A 22,068-nucleotide genomic window follows, 5' to 3' on the forward strand; every position below is an offset into this window, starting at 1 on the left:
GAAAGCCGCCGGACTTGTTCCAAGCCATTGACCGGCCACCAGCTTTTGTGGCCTAGTCCCCGACCTCACGCGCGAAGCGAAGACAGAGCGAGCACCGGTTTGCGACCTCTTTCGCGCGCCCTGTGCCATCAGATCACGAGCCCGAACCGGCCGGCCGTCCCCTGAATCGCAAATGACCTCCGAACGCTACAACGCCCGCGAATCCGAGCCGAAATGGCAGCGCCGTTGGGACGAACTGAAGATTTTCGCCACCAGGAACGACGACCCGCGGCCGAAATATTACGTGCTCGAGATGTTCCCCTATCCGTCGGGGCGCATCCATATGGGCCACGTCCGCAACTACACCATGGGCGACGTGGTGGCGCGGGCCATGCGCGCGCGCGGCTTTAATGTGCTGCACCCGATGGGCTGGGATGCGTTCGGCCTGCCGGCGGAAAACGCCGCGATCGAACGCAAGGTGGCGCCGAAGGCGTGGACCTACGACAATATCGCGGCGATGAAAAAGCAGCTGCAGACCATGGGTCTGTCGCTGGATTGGGCGCGCGAATTCGCGACCTGCGACCCGTCGTATTACAAGCATCAGCAGAAGATGTTCTTGGACTTCCTGCGCGCCGGTCTGGTCGAGCGGGAAAAGCGCAAGGTCAATTGGGACCCGGTCGATATGACCGTGCTCGCCAATGAGCAGGTGATCGACGGCCGCGGCTGGCGCTCCGGCGCGGTGGTCGAACAGCGCGAGATGAGCCAGTGGGTGCTCAAGATCACCAAATACGCCCAGGACCTGCTCGACGCGCTCGATACGCTCGACCGCTGGCCCGACAAGGTGCGGCTGATGCAGCGCAATTGGATCGGCCGTTCGGAAGGCCTGTTGATCCGCTTTGCGCTCGATAGCGCCACCACGCCGCAGGGCGAGACCGAGCTGAAGATCTTCACCACCCGCCCGGACACGTTGTTCGGCGCGAAATTCATGGCGATCGCCGCCGACCATCCGCTGGCGCAGGCCGCGGCCGCCAAGGACCCCAAGGTCAAGGCGTTCGTCGACGAGTGCAAACGGCGCGGCACCGCCCAGGCCGATATCGACACCGCCGAAAAGCTCGGCGTCGATACCGGCATCCGCGCGGTGCATCCGTTCGATCCGGAATGGCAGCTGCCGGTCTATGTGGCGAACTTCGTTCTCATGGAATATGGCACCGGCGCGATCTTCGGCTGCCCGGCGCATGACCAGCGCGACCTCGATTTCGTCAACAAATACAATCTCGGCAACACGCCGGTGGTCTGCCCCGAGGGCCAGGACCCGGCGAGCTTCGTGATCACCGACACCGCCTTTGATGGCGATGGCCGCATGATCAATTCACGCTTCCTGGACGGCATGACCATCGCCGAGGCCAAGGAAGAAGTCGCCAAGCGCCTCGAAGCCGAGCTGCGCGCGCTGCCGGGTAGCGGCGAGCAAGCGCCGGTTGGCGAGCGCAAGGTGAATTTCCGGCTGCGTGACTGGGGCATCTCCCGGCAGCGCTATTGGGGCTGCCCGATCCCGATCATCCATTGCCCGAGCTGCGGCGTGGTGCCGGTGCCGGCCACCGACCTGCCGGTGACGCTGCCCGAGGATGTGACTTTCGACAAGCCGGGCAACGCGCTCGACCACCATCCGAGCTGGAAGCACGTCAGCTGCCCGCAATGCGGCGGCAAGGCGCAGCGCGAAACCGACACCATGGACACTTTTGTCGATTCGTCCTGGTATTTCGCCCGCTTCACCGATCCGTGGAACGAAGACGCGCCGACCACCCCGGAGGTCGCCAACCGCATGATGCCGGTCGACCAATATATCGGCGGCGTCGAGCACGCGATTTTGCACCTGCTGTACAGCCGGTTCTTCATGCGCGCGATGCAGGCCACCGGCCATGTCAGCATGCCCGAGCCGTTCGCCGGCATGTTCACCCAGGGCATGGTGGTGCACGAGACCTATCGCAAGCCCGATGGCGGCTTTGTCTCGCCGGCCGAGGTGATGATCACCGCCGACGGCGACCGCCGCCGCGCCGTGCTGCTCGATGGCCAGACCCCGGTCGAGATCGGCCCGATCGAGAAGATGTCGAAGTCGAAGCGCAACACGGTCGACCCCGACGACATCATCGGCACCTACGGCGCCGACACCGCACGCTGGTTCATGCTGTCGGATTCGCCGCCGGACCGCGACGTGATCTGGAGCGAGGAAGGCGTCAAGGGCGCCTCGCGCTTCGTGCAGCGGCTGTGGCGCTTGGTCAACGAATCAGTGGCGATCGCCGGCTCGGCTCCGGCCGACCGTCCGGCTGAATTCGGCGCCGAGGCTCTCGCCTTGCGCAAATCGGCCCATGGCGCGCTCGACAAGGTGACGAGCGGCATCGAGCGGCTGCATTTCAATGTCTGCCTCGCTCATATCCGCGAATTCGCCAACAACCTGACCGACACGCTCGGCAAGGCCAGCACCCCGACGCCCGATCTGGCCTGGGCGATTCGCGAAGCCGCGATCGTCCTGGTGCAGCTGGTGTCGCCGATGATGCCGCATCTGGCCGAAGAGTGCTGGGAAGCGCTTGGCCAGCCCGGTCTGGTATCGGAAGCGCCCTGGCCTGCGGTCGAACCGGCGCTGCTGGTCAAGGACAGCATCACGCTGCCGGTGCAGGTCAACGGTAAGAAGCGTGCAGAGGTCACGGTGCCGCGGGATGCGGATAATCCGCAAATTGAGGCTGCCGTTTTGGCCCTTGATGCAGTAAAACAGGCGCTGGACGGCAAACCCGTTCGCAAAATCATCGTCGTTCCGCAAAGGATCGTGAATGTCGTGGGCTAAAGGCCGCATCGCCGCCCGGCTCTTTGCGGTGATGACCCTGGCGGCGCTGACCGGCGGCTGCTTCCAACCGATGTATGCGACGCGCACCGACGGCCAGCCGGCGTTGCGCGAAAAGCTGCAGGGCGTTGAAGTGGCACCGATCGCCGCGCCGAACGCGGCCCGTATCGCGCGGGTCGGCCAGGAAGTGCGCAACGCGCTGATGTTCAAGCTGTATGGCAGCGCCACCGGTATGGCGCCGACCCATCGGCTGGAAATTCGGCTGACCCAAACCCGGTCGTCGCTGATCGTCGATCCCAACACCGCGCTGCCGACCATCGAGAACTACGGTATCGATGCCAGCTACGTGCTGAAGGATTCGGCGACCGACAAGGTGGTGATGTCCGGCAACACGTTTGCCCGCGTCTCCTATGACGTGCCCGGTCAGACCCAACGCTTCGCGCGCTCACGTGCGTTCCGCGACGCCGAAGACCGCGCCGCGCAGGAGATCGCCGAAAACATCCAGACCCGGATGGCGTCGTTCTTCTACGCCGGCATGTGACTTGGTCGCGCTGCGCGGAAAAGAAGTCGACGCCTATCTTGCCCGGCCGGACGCTGCCCGGCCGATCATTCTGCTGTACGGCGCCGATGCCGGCTTGGTGCGCGAACGTGCCGAAGCGCTGATTCGCTCGGCGGTCGACAATCCCGATGATCCATTTTCCTTGGTGCGACTGGACGGCGATGACATCGCCGCCGAGCCGTCGCGTCTGGTCGATGAAGCGCTGACCATTCCGATGTTCGGCGGCCGGCGCGCGATCAGAGTCCGTGCCGGTTCGCGCAGTTTTGTCGCCAGCGTCGAAGCGCTGACGGAAGCCGCCATCAAGGATTGCCGGATCGTGATCGAGGCCGGCGATCTGCGCCCCGACGCCGCGCTACGCAAAACCTGCGAGCGCGCCAAAACCGCGGTCGCGATCGGCTGTTATCTCGATGATGCGCGCGCGCTCGGCCAATTGATCGACGAGGAATTGCGGATCGCCAATCTGCGGATCGCCTCGGATGCCCGCGCGATTCTGACCTCGCTGCTCGGCGGCGACCGGCAAAGCTCGCGCAATGAACTGCGCAAGCTGACGCTCTATGCCCATGGCCAGGGCGAGATCACGCTCGATGACGTGATCGCCTGCGTCTCCGATGCCTCCGATCTCAAACTCGATCCGGTGGTCGATTTCGCGTTTGCCGGCAAACCGCCGCAGGTCGAAACCGAATTCACCAAGGCGCTCAATGCCGGCACCTATCCGGGGCTGATCCTGTCGGCGGCGCTGCGGCAAGCGACCTTGCTGCACAAGGCCGCGCTGGCCGTTGATCAAGGGACGCCGCCGTCAGTTGCAATTGAGAGTGGTTTTCCGCGCCTGCATTTTTCACGCAAGGCACAAGTGGAGACGGCGCTGCGCGCCTGGACCGCGGCCCGGCTAGTGCAGGTGATCGATCAGCTCGCCAGCGCCACGCTGGAGAGCCGCAAGCAATCGGCGCTCGCCGCGGTGATCGCGCAGCGCGCCATGCTGTCGATCGCGGTCAATGCACGGCGTCGCGGCTGACCGTCCGGTCGTACCAATGACCGTCAGACCCGCGTTTGGATGTTCACGTCGTAAAAGTCGTTCAGAAACAAAGACGTAGATGGCCGGGACGAGCCCGGCCATGACGTCTCGAATACTGAGTCGCGCTTTTACCAGCGCCTACCACTGACCCGTCATGCCCGCGCTTTGTCGCGGGCATCCACGTCTTGAAAGTGCAGCAAGATCAGAGACATGGACAGACGGGACCAAGCCCGGCCAAATGTGGTAATCGCCATTGGTTCGAAACGACAATGCCTGCCCAAACGACAATGCCCGCGACCGGCGCGGGCATTTTATTAAGCTATTGTTTTACAACGACGTTTCAGAATCGTCGCAGCGCCGAGCGATCAGCCCTCGCCGAGCCGGCGCACGATCTCATCGAGCTGATCGAGATCGGCGTAGCGGATCTGAACCGTGCCGGCGCCGTCGCGATCATCAACCGTGACCTTCATGCCGAGCGCGTCGCTGACGCGCTTTTCCAGCGCCAGCGTATCGGGGTCCTTGGCGACCTTGGCGGCGCGCGGCTTTTGCGGCGCCCGCTCCGGCACGCCCTGCTCATGGGCGAGCGCCTCGGTCTGACGAACATTGAGACCTTCGGCGATGATGCGCTTGGCCGCCGCCGACGGATCGGGCACGCCGATCAGCGCGCGGGCGTGACCGGCGCTCAGTTCGCCGGACGCAATCAGCGCCTGCACGTCGTCGGGCAGCTTGGTCAGCCGCATCATATTGGCGACGTGGCTGCGGCTCTTGCCGACGATTTTTGCGATCTCTTCCTGGCTGTGTTTGAAATCCTCGGCGAGCGCGTGATAGCCGAGCGCCTCTTCCATTGGGTTGAGGTCTTCGCGCTGCACGTTCTCGATGATCGCGATCTCGAGCGCATGGGCGTCGGACACTTCCACCGGCACGATCGGCACTTCATGCAGACCGGCGCGCTGCGCCGCGCGCCAGCGCCGTTCGCCGGCGATGATCTCGTAGCGATCCTGCGAGCCCTTCACCGGCCGCACCACGATCGGCTGAATGATGCCATGCTGCTTGATCGAGTCCGACAGCTCGGCGAGCTCAGCATCGGCAAAAGTGCGACGCGGATTGCGCGGATTGGGTTTTAGAAACTCGATCGGCACCTTGCGCTGCGCGCGCGGCCGCTCGGTATGCGCCGCCTCGCCGCCGACATCGCCAATCAGGCTCGCCAGGCCGCGGCCCAGCCGCGAACGTTGCTCATCGGCCATTGCCAACTCCCTTGGATTCACGGCGCTACTCCGCTGCTCGGCGATCATCGCACGGGCTGGACGAACTCGGCGCCTTGCCGGCCATGCCCCGGACCGACGGCGTCAGCGCCAGCAGCGACAGCACAAAACAATCGAGGTCCGGTCGGTCCGTGGTGGCGCGCTGCGCGCGCAACGGCGAACACTTGGCGGTGCGGTCCATGGGGCCTCGCTGTGCTAAAGATTGGATCAGTGGGTGGTGCGCAATTCGCGCTCGCGCTGGATCACTTCGGTCGCCAGCCGCAGATAGGCTTCGCTGCCGGTGCATTTCAGGTCATAGACCAGCACGGGCTTGCCATAGCTCGGCGCTTCCGAGATCCGCACGTTGCGCGGGATCATGGTGTCGTACACCTTCTTGCCCATGAACTGCCGGACATCGGCGACCACCTGGTTCGACAGATTGTTACGGCTGTCGAACATGGTCAGCACGATGCCATGGATGGTGAGATCCGGGTTCAGGGTCGAGCGCACCTGTTCCACGGTCTGCAGCAGCTGCGACAGACCTTCCAGCGCGAAAAACTCGCACTGCAGCGGCACCAGGATCGCGTCCGACGCCGCCATCGCATTCACGGTCAGCAAATTCAGCGACGGCGGGCAGTCGATCAGCACATAGGTATAGTCGGCCGGCGGCTGGGCATTGTGATTGAGACCGGCAATGGCGTCGCGCAGGCGGAAGGCGCGGTCGCGGGCATTGCCGAGTTCCAATTCCAGGCCGGACAGGTCCATGGTCGACGGCGCGATCGACAGCCGCGGCACCGCGGTGGCGATCACCGCCTCGCGCAGCCCGACTTCGCCGATCAGCACGTCATAGGTGGAATAATTGCGGTTGCGGCGGTCGATGCCGAGCCCAGTCGAGGCGTTGCCTTGCGGATCGAGGTCGATGATCAGCACCCGCTCACCAATCGCGGCCAGCGCGGTGCCGAGATTGATCGCGGTGGTGGTCTTGCCGACGCCGCCCTTCTGGTTGGCGAGCGCGATGATGCGCGGCTGCCCAGCGCGCTTGTCATCCTTATCGCCTTGATAGATTTGATCGATCACGGTCATTCGCCAGTTCCAACAGAGCCGGTCGCGGCAGATTTCGGCGCGACAGAAGCCGATGCGGACTGTTCCAGCCGCTCGATGCGGTCGATTTCAACGATCCAGCCCTGTCCGCCGGTCAGGCTGGCGTGCAACCGAGGTTGCAGTTTCCAATAACGGGCTGCCTCGGTCAATTCGGCGTCGACATCCTGGCCCTTGAGAAACAAGGCCTTGGCGCCGGGCCGCAGCAGGGGTTCCGCGAACCCGATCAGCTGATGTAACGGAGCAACCGCACGCGCGGTGATACAATCGAGCGGCTGCGGCAAACTATCCACACAATCCCCGATGTCCGCGAGGATAACTTGGCCGGCGCCGCCGGAAACGCGCAAGGCCTCGCGCAAAAACGCGGCTTTTTTGGCGATCCGCTCGACCAGCAGCACCGTTCCGCCCCGCTCGGCCAGCACACAAGCCAGCACCACGCCCGGGAAGCCGCCGCCAGAGCCGATATCGAGCCAGGTCCGGGCGGTCGGCGCCAGCGCCGCCAGCTGCAGCGAGTCGGCGATGTGCCGGGTCCAGAGCTGCGGCAGCGTCGAGGGCGCCACCAGATTGGTTTTAGCCTGCCACTGCAACAGCAGTTCGACATAGGCGTCGAGCCGTGCCTCTGTTTCACGTGAAACAGGGGTGAGGCGCAGCGCGGCAGCCTTATCGGCCGCCAGAGCGGGCGCCAAAGAGTCCATTTGTGATCGGGAAGCCATCCGGCATGAGTCCATGAGCCGTTATCGGGTGGTGATAGCCCCGCGCTCGGGATTCATCCATCGAATTCGAGCGCTCGGCGGTGATTTAGGGAGATCGGGCAGGTTTGGAGGGGTCCCTACCCGGACGAACTGCCTCTCGGCCTCCGCGATCGATTGGTTGGTGCGATTTGGTGCCGGAGAGACGCCGGCTTTCCCTCCCCTTGCGGGGAGGGTCGGCGCGAAGCGCCGGGGTGGGGTCGCAGCATACTTCACCACTTCACCCCCACCCGTCCGGGCTTACGGCCGGCCACCCTCCCCACAAGGCGGAGGGAAAAACGCCCGTTGCGCCGACGATGTTGAGCCAATGAACGTCGGGAGGCCGGATAGGCACCCCGGTGAGCGAGTCGGAAGGGCTTTTGCTGTGCTTCGGCCCAAGAGGGTGTCCTGGCGCCGCTGTTTCACGTGAAACAACCAGCCTCGGCGGCTCTGTTTCACGTGAAACGGCGCGGTCCCTCCCCTCGTTTCACGTGAAACAAGGGTCAGCGCCGGTCAGTTGCCCTTGCCCGAAACCGGCTGTTTGCGGGCTTCGCGGCGCAGATAGGCCGCCAAAATGCCGAGTGCCGCCGGCGTCACGCCATCGAGCCGGCCCGCCTGGCCGACGGTGCGCGGCCGCGCCCGTTCCAACCGGCCGCGGACCTCATTGGACAGACCCGGCACCACCGCATAATCGACATCGGTCAGCAGCAGGCCCTCGTCGCGACGGAAAGCGGCGACATCGGCGAGCTGACGCTGCAGATAGACGTCATATTTCGCGTCGATCTCAAGGTGGAACGCAATCTGCGAGGTAATCGTCGCCAGTTCCGGCCAGATCGCCCGCACTTCCGGCCAGCCGACCTCAGGATAGGCCAGCAATTCAAACGCCGAGCGGCGCTGACCGTCGCGATTGAGAGCCAGACCGTGCTTGCCGGCCTGGTTCGGGGTGATGGTCAGGCTTTGCGCCAGCGATTTTGCCGCCGCCAGCGCCGCCATCTTGTTATGATGGAATACCGACCGTTCTGATCCAACACACCCCAGCGCAATGCCCTTGGCGGTCAGCCGCTGATCGGCATTGTCGGCGCGCAGCGTCAGGCGGTATTCGGCGCGTGAGGTAAACATCCGATACGGCTCAGTGACGCCGCGCGTCACCAGATCGTCGATCATCACCCCGAGATAGCCCTCGGCACGGTCGAACAGCACGCCCACGCCGCCACCCGCGATCAGCGCGGCGTTGAGGCCGGCAACCAGCCCCTGCGCCGCGGCTTCTTCATAGCCGGTGGTGCCGTTGATCTGCCCGGCCATGAACAGCCCGCGCAACCGCTTGGCTTCCAGGGTCGGCTGCAATTCGCGCGGATCGATATGATCATATTCAATGGCGTAGCCGGGGCGCAGCATCACGGTGCGCTCCAGCCCCGGAATGGTGGTCAGGATCGCGCGCTGCACTTCTTCCGGCAGCGAGGTCGAGATGCCGTTCGGGTACACGGTCGGATCATCGAGCCCTTCGGGCTCCAGAAAGATCTGATGGCCGTCGCGATCGCCGAATTTGACGATCTTGTCCTCGATCGACGGACAATAGCGCGGCCCAGAACTCTGAATCTGCCCGGAATACATCGGCGAGCGATGGACATTATCGCGGATCACGGCATGGGTGGCCGGCGTGGTCCGGGTAATGCCGCATTCGACCTGCGGCGTGGTGATCCGCTCGGTCAGCACCGAAAACGGCTCGGCCGGGTCGTCGCCGGGCTGCATCTCGACCGCCGCCCAGTCGATGGTGCGGCCATCGAGCCGCGCCGGGGTGCCGGTTTTCAGCCGGCCGAGTTGGAAGCCGATCCGTTCAAACGCTTTCGACAGGCCGAGCGCCGGCGGCTCGTCGATCCGGCCGGCCGGCCAACTCTGTTCGCCCAGGTGAATCAAGCCGCGCAAAAAGGTGCCGGTGGTGATCACCACCGCCCCGGCCGACAATTCGCGGCCGTCACCCAGCCGCACGCCGCTGACCCGTTCGCCGTGACACAACAGATCGTCGGCCTCGCCTTCGATCACGGTCAGATTGTTGGTGTCGCGGATCGCCTGCTGCATCGCGCGGGCATAAAGCTTGCGGTCGGCCTGGGCGCGCGGCCCGCGCACCGCCGGCCCCTTGCGACGATTGAGCATTCGAAACTGAATGCCGCCAGCATCGATCACCCGGCCCATCAGGCCGTCGAGCGCATCAACCTCGCGCACCAGATGGCCCTTGCCCAATCCGCCAATCGCCGGATTGCACGACATCGCGCCGATGGTGTCGAACCGATGAGTGACCAGCGCGGTGCGCGCGCCGAGTCGCGCGGCGGCCGCGGCCGCTTCGCAGCCGGCGTGTCCGCCTCCAATGACGATGACGTCAAACTTAAGGGTCATGATGAGGGCGGCTTCTAGCGCGATGCGCGGGTTTCGCAAAGCCGGAATGATCCGGGGCGATGTTTCACGTGAAACAATGGGTTGGCGATCTGGAGGCTGAGTTTTGTTTCACGTGAAACAATCCAGCCCCGACAACGGTTTCCTGCGATCGCTTGTGATGATCAGACGCACCGCTATTTGCCAATACAAAATTCGCTGAAGATCACGTCGAGCAGATCCTCGACATCGATCTGGCCGAGCAGCCGACCGAGCGCTCGCGACGCCGAGCGCAAATCCTCCGCCACCAACTCTTCGCCCCGGTCGCGGTCCGCTATGCTGCACTGCAGCATTTGGACCGTTTGCTGCAGCAAATCGCGATGCCGCTGCCGCGAAATCAGCGTCGTTTCGCCCGCGCCAAAATAGTTCCCGGCGAATTCGCCGATCGCTCCAACCAAGGCGGCAACGCCCTCGCCCTGCTTGGCCGAGATCGCGAAGCTCTGGCTGGCTGCCGAAAGATTCCCGTCGGCGCGAGCACCGGCTTCCGACTGCAAGTCGATCTTGTTGCGCACCCGCCAGACCACCACCTGGTCGCTACCGATCGCTGGTGGCATCTCATCATCGTCATCGGCGAGCCACAGCACAAGATCGGCATCCGCGGCCCGGGCCTGTGCGCGTCGCACACCCTCTTGCTCGACCGCATCGAGCGTGTCGCGAATGCCGGCGGTGTCGATCACCGTCACCGGATAGCCGCCAAGATCAAGATGCACTTCGATCACGTCGCGCGTGGTGCCGGCGTGGGGCGACACGATCGCGACCTCGCGCCGCGCCAGCTGATTGATCAGCGTCGACTTGCCGACATTGGGCCGGCCCACGATCGCCACCACCAAACCATCGCGTAGTCGCTCGCCATGATGCTGCGCCGTGAGTACCTCGCCGATCTCGGCCGCAAGCGCCGCGATCTTGGCAAAGGCCGGCGCTTGCAACTCATCGGGTACATCGCCTTCATCGGAGAAATCAATCGAAGCTTCGATCAGCGCCGCCGCTTCGATGATCTGCTGCCGCCACGCGCGGGCGCGATCGCCGAGTAATCCTTGCAACTGCCGCAATGCTTGGCGGCGCTGCTGATCAGTATCGGCATGGATCAGATCATCGAGCGCTTCGGCGCCGGTCAGATCGATCTTGCCGTTTTCAAACGCGCGGCGCGTGAATTCGCCGGGCTCGGCCGGCCGCAACTGTTCAAATGTTGATAGTTCGCCGATCAGTGCTGCCAGCACCGCGCGGCTGCCATGGATGTGCAATTCAGCGACGTCTTCGCCGGTTGCGCTTGCCGGTCCCGGAAACCACAGCACCATGGCGTCATCGATCGGCTCGCCGGCCTGGCTCTTGAGCAGGCACCGCGTCGCCAGTCGCGGCGAAGGTACGCGGCCGCATAGCGCGCTCAGCACGGCACTCGACTGTGGTCCCGAGATGCGCACGATCGCAATCGCCGCCGGCAATCGTCCCGACGACAGCGCGAAGATAGTCTGTTCGCTTGGATGCATCGCTTTCTCTTGCGAGCTGATCACGGCCATGCCGATTCGGAGCCATCGTACTGATAAAACAAAGGCGCCGGCTGGCAGCGCGGCGCCCTTGCTGATTGCGTTGTCGATTCCGCCGATCAGGTGTTCATCGACTCGAAGAACTCGGCGTTGTTCTTGGTGTTGCGCAGCTTGTCGAGCAGGAAGTCGATCGCATCCATGGTGCCCATCGGATTGAGGATGCGGCGCAGCACATACATCTTCTTGAGGAGCTGCGGATCGGTGATCAGCTCTTCCTTACGGGTGCCGGAGCGCGAAATGTCGATCGCCGGGAAGGTGCGCTTGTCGGACACCTTGCGGTCGAGGATCAGTTCGGAGTTGCCGGTGCCCTTGAACTCTTCGAAGATCACTTCGTCCATGCGGCTGCCGGTATCAACCAGCGCGGTCGCGATGATGGTCAGCGAGCCGCCTTCTTCGATATTGCGCGCCGCACCAAAGAACCGCTTCGGGCGCTGCAGTGCGTTGGCATCGACACCGCCGGTCAGCACCTTGCCCGATGACGGCACCACCGTGTTGTAGGCGCGGCCCAAACGGGTGATCGAGTCGAGCAGGATCACCACGTCGCGGCCGTGTTCGACCAGGCGCTTGGCCTTTTCGATCACCATTTCGGCGACTTGGACGTGACGGGCCGCCGGCTCGTCGAAGGTCGAGGAGATCACCTCGCCCTTCACCGAACGCTGCATGTCGGTGACTTCTTCCGGCCGCTCGTCGATCAGCAGCACGATCAGATAGCATTCCGGATGGTTGGCGGTGATCGAGTGCGCGATGTTCTGCATCAGCACGGTCTTGCCGGTGCGCGGCGGCGCCACGATCAGAGCGCGCTGGCCCTTGCCGATCGGCGCCACGATGTCGATCACCCGCGCCGACAGATCCTTGCGGGTCGAGTCTTCCAGCTCGAGCCGGAACCGCTCATCCGGGAACAGCGGCGTCAGATTGTCGAAATTGACCTTGTGCTTGGACTTCTCGGGATCCTCGAAGTTCAGCGTGTTGACCTTGAGCAGCGCGAAATAGCGTTCGCCTTCCTTCGGGCTGCGGATATGGCCTTCGATGGTGTCGCCGGTGCGCAGGCCGAAGCGGCGGATCTGCGAGGGCGAGACGTAAATATCGTCCGGACCCGGCAGGTAATTGGCGTCGGGCGAGCGCAGGAAGCCGAACCCGTCCGGCAACACTTCCACCACGCCTTCACCGATGATGTCGGTTTCCTTCGCCGACAGCTGCTTCAAACAGGCGAACATCAGTTCCTGCTTGCGCATCGTGCTGGCGTTTTCGACCCCGAGTTCTTCCGCAAACGACACCAGCTCGGCTGGGGTTTTTGCCTTGAGGTCTTGAAGCTTTATTTCCCGCATTGGGAGAGTCCTGTCGAAAAACGGGGGAGCAGTTGCGAGGGGATCGAACAAGCGGACGCTGGTACGGTCAGGAAGGTCCGCAGGTCTTCAGGCTGAAGTGCTGACCCGGAGAGTCTCGCTCAGATAGGACCGGTCAGTAGGCTTCAAACCCGCTGCGGCAACCGATTCGGCTGAAACCGAAATGCGCGCACAGTCCGCCTGCGTGGGTGGGAATGGGCGAACTATAGAAAATCGAAAGCCGTGACGCAAGAATTTCCGAGCGTCACGGAAGTTTCGTTCAGAACGGCTTCACGACCACGAAAATCACCGCGCCGATCATCAGCAGCGTCGGAATCTCATTGATAACGCGATAGAATTTATGGGTGTGCCGGTTCTGGTCGGCGGCAAAGGCCCGCACATAGCGGCCGAGCATCAGGTGGATCACGGTCATCAGCACCACGGCGGCGAGCTTGGCGTGGAACCAGCCGTCGGTGAAATAGTTCTGCTCGTAGGCGATGTAGAGCCCGACCACCCAGGCGACCATCATCGCCGGATTCATGATCGCCTTGTACAGGCGCCGTTCCATGATCTTGAAAGTCTCGGACTGCTTGGAGCCGACCGGGGCATCGCAGTGATAGACGAACAACCGCGGCATGTAGAGCATACCCGCCATCCACGAGAGTACCGCGATGACATGCAGCGCCTTCAACCAAAGATAGATCGTGTCGAACATCCGAACTCTCGTTGCGCTCTCGGAGGCATGGCGTTCCAGACTTCCCGGAACCACTCGGCTGCCAAGGCCCCCTAGGGAATGCGCGAAGTCGCGGTTCTCCGCAAGCGATCCTTTCCTAAACCAATAGTTATAGATTCTTAAGGTTTGAGTCTTATTGAACGTGGATTGCCCGGATCAGGATTCGTCCTGCGCCGATCCGCGTGTCTTCCACATTGCGCGCGGCGCTGTCCCGCTTCTCCACAGCGGGAAAAATCGTCGGCAGCGAAAGCACTTGCCGACGTCTGGCACGCCCTTATCCAAAGACAAGGGCGACTAACCCCGCTATCCTGGCGGCGGCTGCCTGATTGATTCACACGAGGAGCCCTGTGCAGAATTCTTGGACTTGTCCCGGCGCGGACAAGCCGACCGGCACGTCCGGCACAAGAACCCACAGCGATTCACAGGATATACAGGCGTCCGCATGCCTACCGACGGCAGCTATTTCCACCTTCATCTGGTCTCGGACTCCACCGGCGAAACCCTGATCACCGTGTCGCGCGCGGTGTCGGCGCAATACGCCAATGTCACGCCGGTCGAGCATGTCTATCCCTTGGTGCGCAGCCAGAAGCAGCTCGATCGGGTGCTGGCCGAAATCGAGGAAGCGCCCGGCATCGTGCTGTTCACCCTGCTCGAACAGGAGCTGGTCGAGCGGCTCGAACAAAAGTGCCAGGACATCAACATCCCCAGCCTGTCGATCATCGGGCCGGTGATGCAGCTGTTTCAGGCCTATCTCGGCTCTTCGACCACCGGCCGGGTCGGTGCGCAGCACACGCTCAACGCCGAATATTTTAAGCGGATCGACGCGCTCAATTATTCGATGATGCATGACGATGGTCAGCACGTCGAAGGGCTGGAAGAGGCCGATGTCGTGCTGGTCGGGGTGTCGCGCACCTCGAAAACGCCGACCTCGATCTATCTCGCCAATCGCGGCATCCGCACCGCCAATGTGCCGCTGGTGCCGGGCATTCCGATTCCGCATCAGCTTGAAACCCTGACCAAGCCGCTGGTAGTCAGTCTGCACGCGTCGCCGGAACGGCTGATTCAGGTGCGCCAGAACCGTTTGTTGAGCCTGGGCGCCCCGGTCGGCAATGACGACTATACTGACCGGCAATCGGTGAGCGACGAAGTGTCCTATGCAAGACGCCTCAGCGCCAAATATGGTTGGGCCCTTCTGGAAGTGACGCGACGCTCGATTGAAGAGACCGCGGCGGCGGTGATGAAACTGCTCGCCGATCGGCAACGGCAACGGCCCTTGGAATGACAGTTTGGCTCGGATCCCAACCGCTGGTCCTGGCATCACAGAGCCTGGCGCGCCAAGCGTTGCTGCTCAATGCCGGGATTCCCTTTGATGCTTTCCCCGCTGCCATCGATGAACGGGCGGTGCAGCACGCCAGTGGCCTGACCACGCCCGGCGAAATCGCGGTGCGGCTCGCCGAAGAAAAAGCCGCCGCCGTGTCGGCGCGCCATCCCGGCCGGCTGGTGCTCGGCGCCGATCAGACGCTGGCGCTGGGCGAACGTACCTTTAACAAGCCCGCCGACCGGGCCCAGGCTGTGGCGCAATTGCGTTCGCTGGCCGGCCGTCGCCATGAGCTGCATTCAGCCGCAGCGCTGGTGCGCAATGGCCAGATTTTGTTTTCGGACGTCTCGGTCGCGCGCATGACCATGCGCCCGCTCAGCGACGAGCAGATCGACACCTATCTCAACGAAGTTGGCGAGGCGGCGACCACCAGCGTTGGCGCCTATCAGCTTGAAGGGCTCGGCGTGCATCTGTTCAGCGCCGTCCATGGCGATCTGTTCACGATCCTCGGCCTGCCTCTGGTGCCGGTGCTGGAATTTTTGCGCTCGCAGCGGCTACTCGGGTTGTGATTGGCAAGCGGAAGGGGCGCGGATGCGTATTCTGGGACTGACCGGCTCGATCGGCATGGGCAAATCGACCACCGCCAAGCTGTTCGCCGAGGCCGGCATTCCCGTCTATGACGCCGACGCCACCGTGCATCGCATCTATCAAGGCGAAGCGGCGCCGCTGATCGAGGCGGCTTTTCCCGGCACCACGGCGAATGGCAAGGTTGACCGCGCCAAATTGTCGGAGCGGGTGGTGCACGATCCCGCGGCGATGCGCCGGCTCGAACAGATCGTGCATCCGCTGCTGCGCTCTCATCACCAGGCATTTTTGGATGAGGCTGAGCGCTCCGGAGCCGAGGTTGCGGTGGTCGATGTGCCGTTGCTGTTCGAAACTGGCGGCGACCAGCAGGTCGATGCCGTGGTGGTGGTGTCGACTGATGCCGAGACCCAGCGCGCCCGCATCCTGGCGCGCGACAATATGACGCCGGACAAGCTGGAAGCGATTCTCGCCCGGCAATTGCCCGATGCCGAAAAGCGCCGCCGCGCCGATTTCGTGGTGGATAGCTCCCATGGCCTTGAGCCAGTGCGCGCCGCCATCCGCGATATCATCGCCGCCGCGGTTAAAATGCCGCGCCGTCGTCCCTGATTCGCAGCCGGCGTTGATCCGCAGCCAGTAGCCTTCCTGATTCGATGCGTGAAATCGTCCTCGATACCGAAACCACCGGCCTCGATCCGCTGCGCGGCGATCGGCTGGTCGAAATCGGCTGCGTCGAAATCTTTAACCGGATGCCGACCGGGCACACGTTCCATCGCTACATCAATCCGGAACGCGACATGCCCGAAGAGGCGTTCGCGGTGCACGGCCTGTCCAGCGAATTTCTGTCGACCAAGCCGCTGTTTGCCGAGGTCGCCGACGAATTTTTGGAATTCATCGCCGACGCGCCGTTGGTGATTCACAACGCCTCGTTCGACATCGGCTTCATCAATGCCGAGCTGGCGCGGCTGTCGAAACCGCCGATCCCGCGCGACCGGCTGGTCGATACCCTGCTGATCGCACGGCGCAAGCATCCCGGCGTTTCCAACCGGCTCGACGATCTGTGCTCGCGCTATGCCATCGACAATTCACGCCGCACCAAGCACGGCGCGTTGCTCGACGCCGAATTGCTGGCCGAAGTCTATGTCGATCTGATCGAAGCGCGGCAATCGCAACTGGTTTTGGCCGAATCAGATAGCCCGCGGGCGCGCGCCGGCCATGATGGTCCGCGCCGGCAGCGCGAAACGCCGCTGCAACCGCGGGTCAGTGATGCCGACCGCGAAGCGCACCGCGCTTTCATCGCCACGCTCGGCGACAACGCGCTCTGGAAAGAATATCTGAGCTGAGACTTGCGGGCCGGCTAAGTTGCCGCCCGGTCAAGCTTTTGACCGCGCGTGCCGACCAGTCACGTCTTTGATCCTGCGCGCCTTCAAGCGACAGGCGTCGGCATCGCGGTTCAGCACCCTCAAAACGACAATGGCCGGGACGAGCCCGGCCATCATCGATGAAATGCCTGAAACGTCAGCTCGGCCGCTGCTCGGCCGCCTGGCGTTCCATGTTCTGGCGATACAGGCCGACGAAATCGACCGGATCGAGCAGCAGCGGCGGGAAGCCGCCATCGCGCACCGCGGTGGCGATGATCTCGCGGGCGAACGGGAACAGCAGCCGCGGGCATTCGATCATCACCAGCGGGTGCAGATTCTCATTCGGCACGTTCACGATGCGGAACACGCCGGCATATTGCAGCTCGAAGCTGAAGATCAGGCTCGAGCCGTTCTCCGCCTTGCCCTCGATCGACAGCGTCACCTCATATTCGTTCTCGGCCAGCGCCTTGGCGCCGACATTGATCTGAATATTGATCGCCGGCTGCTGGGCCTGCGGCGCCAGCGAGGCGGGCGCATTCGGATTTTCGAACGACAGATCCTTGGTGTATTGCGCCAGAACGTTGAGCTGCGGAGGAGCGGCTTCCGGAGCGCCGTTGCCGTTGGTCATGAAATTTCTCCTGAAGCGCTGGCGATCCTGCGGCCGGTCGCCGCGATCGCCTGGGAATGATGCCGCGAGTGGCTATCATAGCCGCGCGCCGTTCCACAAGCCGAGATCGGCCGCAAAGCAGCGGTCACAACCGGGGCCCTGACCAGTAAGCCTTTGACTTTATGGAACTATGGCTTGGATCGCGATTTCCCCTGCGGGCGGAAACGCGCTATTGTCGCAAATCGCGATCGAGGTGAGCATAAAGATACCGCCCGATTGCCGACAAACAATCGCTGCGCTCGCCGCATTATCCCATTGGCGGAGCGCGGTTGATGCCTACATGGTGGAAGATAACTTCGGTTTCACGAATTTCGTCTTCTTTGGGGACTTTCCTGCCGGACGCAGCGCCGGTCTCGACCAGAAAGTGAATGCGACGTGGATATTTACACGATCATCTTCCTCGCGCTTGCGGTGTTTATCTTCCTGCGTCTGCGCAATGTGCTCGGACAACGGACCGGCGATGAACGGCCGCCCTATGATCGTGCGGCGCGCGACATGCTGCGCGGCTCCGAGGGCAAGGTTGTGCCGATGCCCAGCCCCTCGATCGACCCGACCCTGGATCCGACGCTCGGGCCGGCCGCCGATGTCACCCCGCCGTCCGATCGCTGGAAGAATATCGCCGAGCCGGGCTCCGTGCTCGAACAGGGCCTGAATGCCATCGCGGGCCATGACTCCTCGTTCGACGCCAATCATTTCTTGGCTGGTGCCCGCGGCGCCTATGAGATGATCGTGCTCGCCTTCGCCAATGGCGATCGGCGCTCGCTCAAGGATCTGCTGTCGTCCGAGGTCTATGAGAGCTTCGAGGCCGCGATCCGCGAACGCGAGAAGCAGGACCACAAGACCGAAACCCGGTTCGTGTCGATCGATAAGGCCGAGCTGATCGGCGCCGAGCTGCGCGATCGGTCGGCGCAATTGACGGTGCGATTCGTGTCGCAGATGATCACGGTGACCCGCGACAAGACGGGAGCCATTGTCGACGGAAATCCCGAGAAGGTCGCCGATATCACCGATGTCTGGACATTCGCCCGCGACGTGGGATCGCGTGATCCGAACTGGAAGCTGGTTGGTACCGGCAGCGGTCAATAAGCTCCGCAAGCCGGTCCGCCGGCTGACCTCTTGCTGCGCGATCGCCCTGGCGGTCGCGCTTTTGCATGACGGGGCGTTAGCCCGCCCCGCGCATCAGCATCATCGGCCAAAGCCCGCGCCGGTGTGGCCGATCATCTTTCCCGACGCGCAATATCAGCCGGTGCCATGGGCCGAGCTAACTGGCTGGGCCGATGACGATCAGCTCGCGGCGTTCGCGGCGTTCCGCAAAAGCTGCCGTGCGGTGCTGGCGCCGCGCGCCGCCGCTGCCGCTGCCGCTGCCGCTGCCTCTTTAAAACCGCTTGGTGATTCGTTGACGACGCCGTGCCGCGCCGCGCGCCATCATGACGTGACCGATGCCGCGCAAGCCCGCGCGTTCTTCGAGCAGCATTTCGTGGCGCTGCGCATCAGCAAGCTTGGCGACGCCGAAGGTTTCGTCACCGGCTATTACGAGCCGATTATTGAAGGCTCCCGCACCCCGACCGAGGTCTATAACGTGCCGGTCTATCGGCGGCCGTCGAATTTGTTTGTGCGCGGCGTTAGTCAAAATGCCAGCAATCTGCCCAATAAGGGCCAGGTGTTTCGCAAGATCGGCCGGCGCAAGCTGGTGCCGTATTACGACCGCGCCGGGATCGAAGATGGCGTGCTCGCCGGCCGCGGTCTGGAAATCTGCTGGCTGAAGAGTCACACCGATCTGATGTTCACGCAGATTCAAGGTTCGGCGCGGGTGCAGCTTGCGGATGGATCGACGCTACGCATCAATTATGATGCCCATAATGGCTATCCCTATACGCCGGTCGGCCGCATCCTGATCGAGCGCAACATCGTGCCGCGCGAGCAGATGTCGATGCAGCGCATCCGGCAGTGGATGGACGACAATCCCGATGGCGCCAAGGAACTGCGCCGTCATAACCGCTCTTATGTGTTCTTCCGTGAGGTCAAGCTGTCGGACAAGGACGAGCCGATCGGCGCCCAGGGGGTGCCGCTGACGGCGGGACGATCGATCGCGGTCGACGCCGCGCTGCATGTCTATGGCACGCCGTTCTTTATCGACGGCGATCTGCCGATCAGCAGCGAGCAGCCGAGCACGGCGTTTCGCAGGCTGATGGTGGCGCAGGACACCGGCTCGGCGATCATCGGTCCGGCGCGCGCTGACCTCTATTTCGGCGCCGGTGCTGAAGCCGGTCAGATTTCCGGGCGGCTGCGCCATCCGGCGCGCTTTGCGCTGCTGCTGCCCAATAGTCTCGATCCGCGCTGGCGTGCCCACACCATGCCGCTGCCAAAACCGCGCCCGGCCGCGCAGCACGAGCCAGCGTCATCGGCGCGGCCGCATGGCGCCGTGCATCGTCATGGGCACCATTCGCATCGCCATCACCATCATCGCCCGCATTCCCAGCATCGCCGGGGGCATCACGCGCGATGAAGAAGCCGCCATTCGATCCGGAGTTCGATCCGCCGGCCTCGCGGCGGCAGCGCGCGCTGTCGCCGCTGGAGCGCGAGCTGTGGGACAGCATTGCGCGCCAGATCAAGCCGCTTCGCAAACCGCAGCGCAAGGTCGCCAAGCCGCAGCCGCCCCCACCCGCGCCGTCGCCGCCGGAGCCGAAATTGCGGCGCTCGCCGCTCGCCGGTGTTGAGCGCACCGCGCCATTGCCGCCGCCGCCGGTGGCACCGCGCGAGCCGCGCTCCGCGCCGCCTTTGATGCCGATCGGCCGGCGCGAGCGTTCCCATCTGTCGCGCGGCCGCAAATCGATCGATGGCCGCATCGATCTGCACGGCATGACCCAGACCCAGGCGCACCGCACGCTGCTGCATTTCCTGCAGCACGCCAGCGCCGATGGCATGAGTTTCGTGCTGGTGATCACCGGCAAGGGCCGCGGCGCCGATTCCGAACGCGGCGTGCTGCGCCGCCAGGTGCCGCATTGGCTCGGCCTGCCGGAATTCCGCGCCTTCGTGGTTGGTTTTGAGGAAGCCCATATCGGCCATGGCGGCGAAGGCGCGCTCTATGTCCGGGTGCGGCGTGGCCGTTATTATTAGCGGATCGAAAACGACAATGGCCGGGACGAGCCCGGCCATGTGGCGTGCGTAAAGGTTGGTAACGACCGCTACAGAATGAACCGGCTGAGGTCGGTGTTCTTGGCGAGGTCGCCGACGTGCTTCTTGACGAATTCGGCGTCGATCTCGACGGTCTCGCCGCCGCGATCGGGCGCCGAGAACGAGATTTCGTCGAGCACCCGCTCCATCACGGTTTGCAGCCGGCGCGCGCCGATATTCTCCACGGTCGAGTTCACCGACACCGCGACATCGGCGAGCGCGTCGATCGCGTCGTCAGAAAAGTGCAGCGTCACGCCTTCGGTACCCATCAGCGCCACATATTGCTTGATCAGCGAGGCTTCCGGCTCGGTCAGGATGCGGCGCATGTCGTCGCGCGACAGCGCGTTGAGTTCGACCCGGATCGGCAACCGGCCCTGCAGCTCGGGCAAGAGATCGGACGGCTTGGCGATGTGGAACGCGCCCGACGCGATGAACAGAATGTGGTCGGTCTTCACCGCGCCGTGCTTGGTCGAGACCGTGGTGCCTTCGATCAGCGGCAGCAGATCGCGCTGCACGCCCTCGCGCGACACCTCACCGCCCGAGCGGCCGTCGCGTACGCAGATCTTGTCGATTTCGTCGAGGAACACGATGCCGTTGTTTTCGACGGCGCCGATCGCCTCCTGCACCAGCTGATCATTGTCGAGCAGCTTGTCGGCTTCTTCATTGACCAGGATCTCGTGCGAATCGACGACCGACAGCCGCCGGGTCCGGGTGCGGCCGCCGAGCTTGCCAAAAATGTCGCCGAGCGACACCGCGCCGATCTGCGCGCCCGGCATGCCGGGAATTTCGAACATCGGCGCGCCGCCGCTCGACTGCGTTTCGATCTCGATTTCCTTGTCGTTCAGCTCGCCAGCGCGCAGCCGCTTGCGAAACGAATCGCGCGTCGCCGGGCTCGCGCTCGGGCCGACCAGCGCGTCGAGCACGCGGTCCTCGGCAGCGATATGGGCGCGCGCCTGCACGTCCTTGCGCTTCTTTTCCCGGGTCTGCGCGATCGCGACTTCCAGCAGGTCGCGCACGATCTGTTCGACGTCGCGGCCGACATAGCCGACCTCGGTGAATTTGGTGGCTTCCACCTTGATGAACGGCGCGCCGGCCAGCTTGGCCAGCCGCCGCGCGATCTCGGTCTTGCCGACGCCGGTCGGGCCGATCATCAAAATATTCTTGGGCAGCACTTCCTCGCGCAGCCCGCCTTCGAGCTGCAGCCGGCGCCAGCGATTGCGCAGCGCGATCGCTACCGCGCGCTTGGCGTCGGTCTGGCCGACAATGAAGCGGTCGAGTTCGGAAACAATTTCACGGGGAGAGAAATGGGTCATGTCTTTGCTTCTTCTTCCTTCTCCCCTCGTGGGAGAAGGTGGCGCGGACCAAGTCCGCGTCGGATGAGAGGGTGGACGAGAGGTTGCCCCCTTGTATCTGCCCATCGACGGAGATGTGCGATGGAAGCGACGAAGCGCTTTGGCCGGTGGCCACCGGCCAAAGCGCGCGGCGACGTCGCC

The 22,068-nt window shown here is 63.7% G+C and carries 20 protein-coding genes; 10 read left to right on the forward strand and 10 right to left on the reverse strand.

All coding sequences use genetic code 11. From position 1 onward, the window contains the following. Positions 1 to 172 precede the first annotated feature (172 nt). The 3 genes from leuS to holA are packed head-to-tail and all read left to right on the forward strand — an operon-like array spanning position 173 to position 4,383. Entirely contained in the window at positions 173 to 2,815 is a 2,643-nt protein-coding gene (gene leuS / locus BJ122_RS11415) for a leucine--tRNA ligase (RefSeq protein WP_110781141.1), read from the forward strand. Next, complete coding sequence (lptE, locus tag BJ122_RS11420; RefSeq protein WP_110781142.1) at positions 2,802 to 3,353, forward strand: LPS assembly lipoprotein LptE; 552 nt, start codon at positions 2,802 to 2,804, stop codon at positions 3,351 to 3,353. The genes leuS and lptE overlap by 14 nt, the downstream gene beginning before the upstream one ends. Position 3,354: 1 nt before the next feature. After that, complete coding sequence (holA, locus tag BJ122_RS11425; RefSeq protein ID WP_110781143.1) at positions 3,355 to 4,383, forward strand: DNA polymerase III subunit delta; 1,029 nt, start codon at positions 3,355 to 3,357, stop codon at positions 4,381 to 4,383. Between the two features lie 365 nt (positions 4,384 to 4,748). On the opposite strand, the gene BJ122_RS11430 is transcribed toward holA, so the two are convergent. The 8 genes from BJ122_RS11430 to hemJ form a co-directional block, all read right to left on the reverse strand. Then, entirely contained in the window at positions 4,749 to 5,627 is an 879-nt protein-coding gene (locus tag BJ122_RS11430; RefSeq protein ID WP_110781144.1) for a ParB/RepB/Spo0J family partition protein, read from the reverse strand. Between the two features lie 25 nt (positions 5,628 to 5,652). Then, the gene (locus BJ122_RS19270) at positions 5,653 to 5,826 is read right to left on the reverse strand and encodes a hypothetical protein (protein ID WP_181418933.1); all 174 of its coding nucleotides are present in this window, start codon (positions 5,824 to 5,826) and stop codon (positions 5,653 to 5,655) included. A gap of 26 nt (positions 5,827 to 5,852) precedes the next feature. Continuing rightward, entirely contained in the window at positions 5,853 to 6,707 is an 855-nt protein-coding gene (locus BJ122_RS11435; RefSeq protein ID WP_027278902.1) for a ParA family protein, read from the reverse strand. Then, positions 6,704 to 7,435, reverse strand: coding sequence for a 16S rRNA (guanine(527)-N(7))-methyltransferase RsmG (gene rsmG / locus BJ122_RS11440; protein ID WP_110781145.1), 732 nt, complete (start codon positions 7,433 to 7,435; stop codon positions 6,704 to 6,706). The genes BJ122_RS11435 and rsmG overlap by 4 nt, the downstream gene beginning before the upstream one ends. Positions 7,436 to 7,963: 528 nt before the next feature. After that, complete coding sequence (gene mnmG, locus BJ122_RS11445) at positions 7,964 to 9,841, reverse strand: tRNA uridine-5-carboxymethylaminomethyl(34) synthesis enzyme MnmG (protein WP_110781146.1); 1,878 nt, start codon at positions 9,839 to 9,841, stop codon at positions 7,964 to 7,966. A 173-nt stretch (positions 9,842 to 10,014) separates the two neighbouring features. Continuing rightward, entirely contained in the window at positions 10,015 to 11,361 is a 1,347-nt protein-coding gene (gene mnmE / locus BJ122_RS11450) for a tRNA uridine-5-carboxymethylaminomethyl(34) synthesis GTPase MnmE (RefSeq protein ID WP_110781164.1), read from the reverse strand. Between the two features lie 116 nt (positions 11,362 to 11,477). Further along, positions 11,478 to 12,743 carry a transcription termination factor Rho gene (rho, locus tag BJ122_RS11455; RefSeq protein WP_027278898.1) on the reverse strand — a complete coding sequence of 422 codons (1,266 nt, stop codon included), beginning with the start codon at positions 12,741 to 12,743 and terminating at the stop codon, positions 11,478 to 11,480. Between the two features lie 277 nt (positions 12,744 to 13,020). Continuing rightward, a complete protein-coding gene (hemJ, locus tag BJ122_RS11460; protein ID WP_110781147.1) occupies positions 13,021 to 13,455 on the reverse strand; it encodes a protoporphyrinogen oxidase HemJ in 435 nt (144 codons plus the stop codon). Between the two features lie 460 nt (positions 13,456 to 13,915). Between hemJ and BJ122_RS11465 the strand changes: the two genes are divergently transcribed. The 4 genes from BJ122_RS11465 to dnaQ are packed head-to-tail and all read left to right on the forward strand — an operon-like array spanning position 13,916 to position 16,716. Beyond that, on the forward strand, positions 13,916 to 14,755 hold the full coding sequence (locus BJ122_RS11465) for a pyruvate, water dikinase regulatory protein (protein WP_110781148.1): 840 nt from the start codon (positions 13,916 to 13,918) through the stop codon (positions 14,753 to 14,755). Further along, entirely contained in the window at positions 14,752 to 15,360 is a 609-nt protein-coding gene (locus BJ122_RS11470) for a Maf family protein (protein ID WP_110781149.1), read from the forward strand. Before BJ122_RS11465 ends, BJ122_RS11470 begins: the two co-directional genes overlap by 4 nt. Positions 15,361 to 15,382: 22 nt before the next feature. Continuing rightward, on the forward strand, positions 15,383 to 15,982 hold the full coding sequence (gene coaE, locus BJ122_RS11475) for a dephospho-CoA kinase (RefSeq protein ID WP_110781150.1): 600 nt from the start codon (positions 15,383 to 15,385) through the stop codon (positions 15,980 to 15,982). A gap of 44 nt (positions 15,983 to 16,026) precedes the next feature. Then, positions 16,027 to 16,716 (forward strand): DNA polymerase III subunit epsilon, encoded by a 690-nt coding sequence (dnaQ, locus tag BJ122_RS11480; protein ID WP_110781151.1) that lies wholly within the window; start codon positions 16,027 to 16,029, stop codon positions 16,714 to 16,716. 175 nt (positions 16,717 to 16,891) lie between these two features. Here the strand turns inward: dnaQ and secB are convergent, their stop codons facing one another. Continuing rightward, positions 16,892 to 17,362 (reverse strand): protein-export chaperone SecB, encoded by a 471-nt coding sequence (secB, locus tag BJ122_RS11485; RefSeq protein ID WP_110781152.1) that lies wholly within the window; start codon positions 17,360 to 17,362, stop codon positions 16,892 to 16,894. A 414-nt stretch (positions 17,363 to 17,776) separates the two neighbouring features. Here secB and BJ122_RS11490 point away from each other — a divergent pair, with 414 nt between their 5' ends. The 3 genes from BJ122_RS11490 to BJ122_RS11500 all read left to right on the forward strand — a co-directional run bounded on the left by BJ122_RS11490 (position 17,777) and on the right by BJ122_RS11500 (position 20,518). Continuing rightward, positions 17,777 to 18,487, forward strand: coding sequence for a Tim44/TimA family putative adaptor protein (locus tag BJ122_RS11490; RefSeq protein ID WP_110781153.1), 711 nt, complete (start codon positions 17,777 to 17,779; stop codon positions 18,485 to 18,487). 121 nt (positions 18,488 to 18,608) lie between these two features. Continuing rightward, positions 18,609 to 19,907, forward strand: a complete 1,299-nt coding sequence (mltA, locus tag BJ122_RS11495; RefSeq protein WP_430694776.1) for a murein transglycosylase A — start codon at positions 18,609 to 18,611, stop codon at positions 19,905 to 19,907. Beyond that, a complete protein-coding gene (locus BJ122_RS11500; RefSeq protein ID WP_110781154.1) occupies positions 19,904 to 20,518 on the forward strand; it encodes a Smr/MutS family protein in 615 nt (204 codons plus the stop codon). The genes mltA and BJ122_RS11500 overlap by 4 nt, the downstream gene beginning before the upstream one ends. 68 nt (positions 20,519 to 20,586) lie before the next feature. On the opposite strand, the gene hslU is transcribed toward BJ122_RS11500, so the two are convergent. Continuing rightward, the gene (gene hslU, locus BJ122_RS11505) at positions 20,587 to 21,888 is read right to left on the reverse strand and encodes an ATP-dependent protease ATPase subunit HslU (protein ID WP_110781155.1); all 1,302 of its coding nucleotides are present in this window, start codon (positions 21,886 to 21,888) and stop codon (positions 20,587 to 20,589) included. Positions 21,889 to 22,068: the final 180 nt, after the last annotated feature.

Source organism: Rhodopseudomonas faecalis (assembly GCF_003217325.1).
Taxonomy (GTDB): Bacteria; Pseudomonadota; Alphaproteobacteria; order Rhizobiales; family Xanthobacteraceae; genus Rhodopseudomonas; species Rhodopseudomonas faecalis.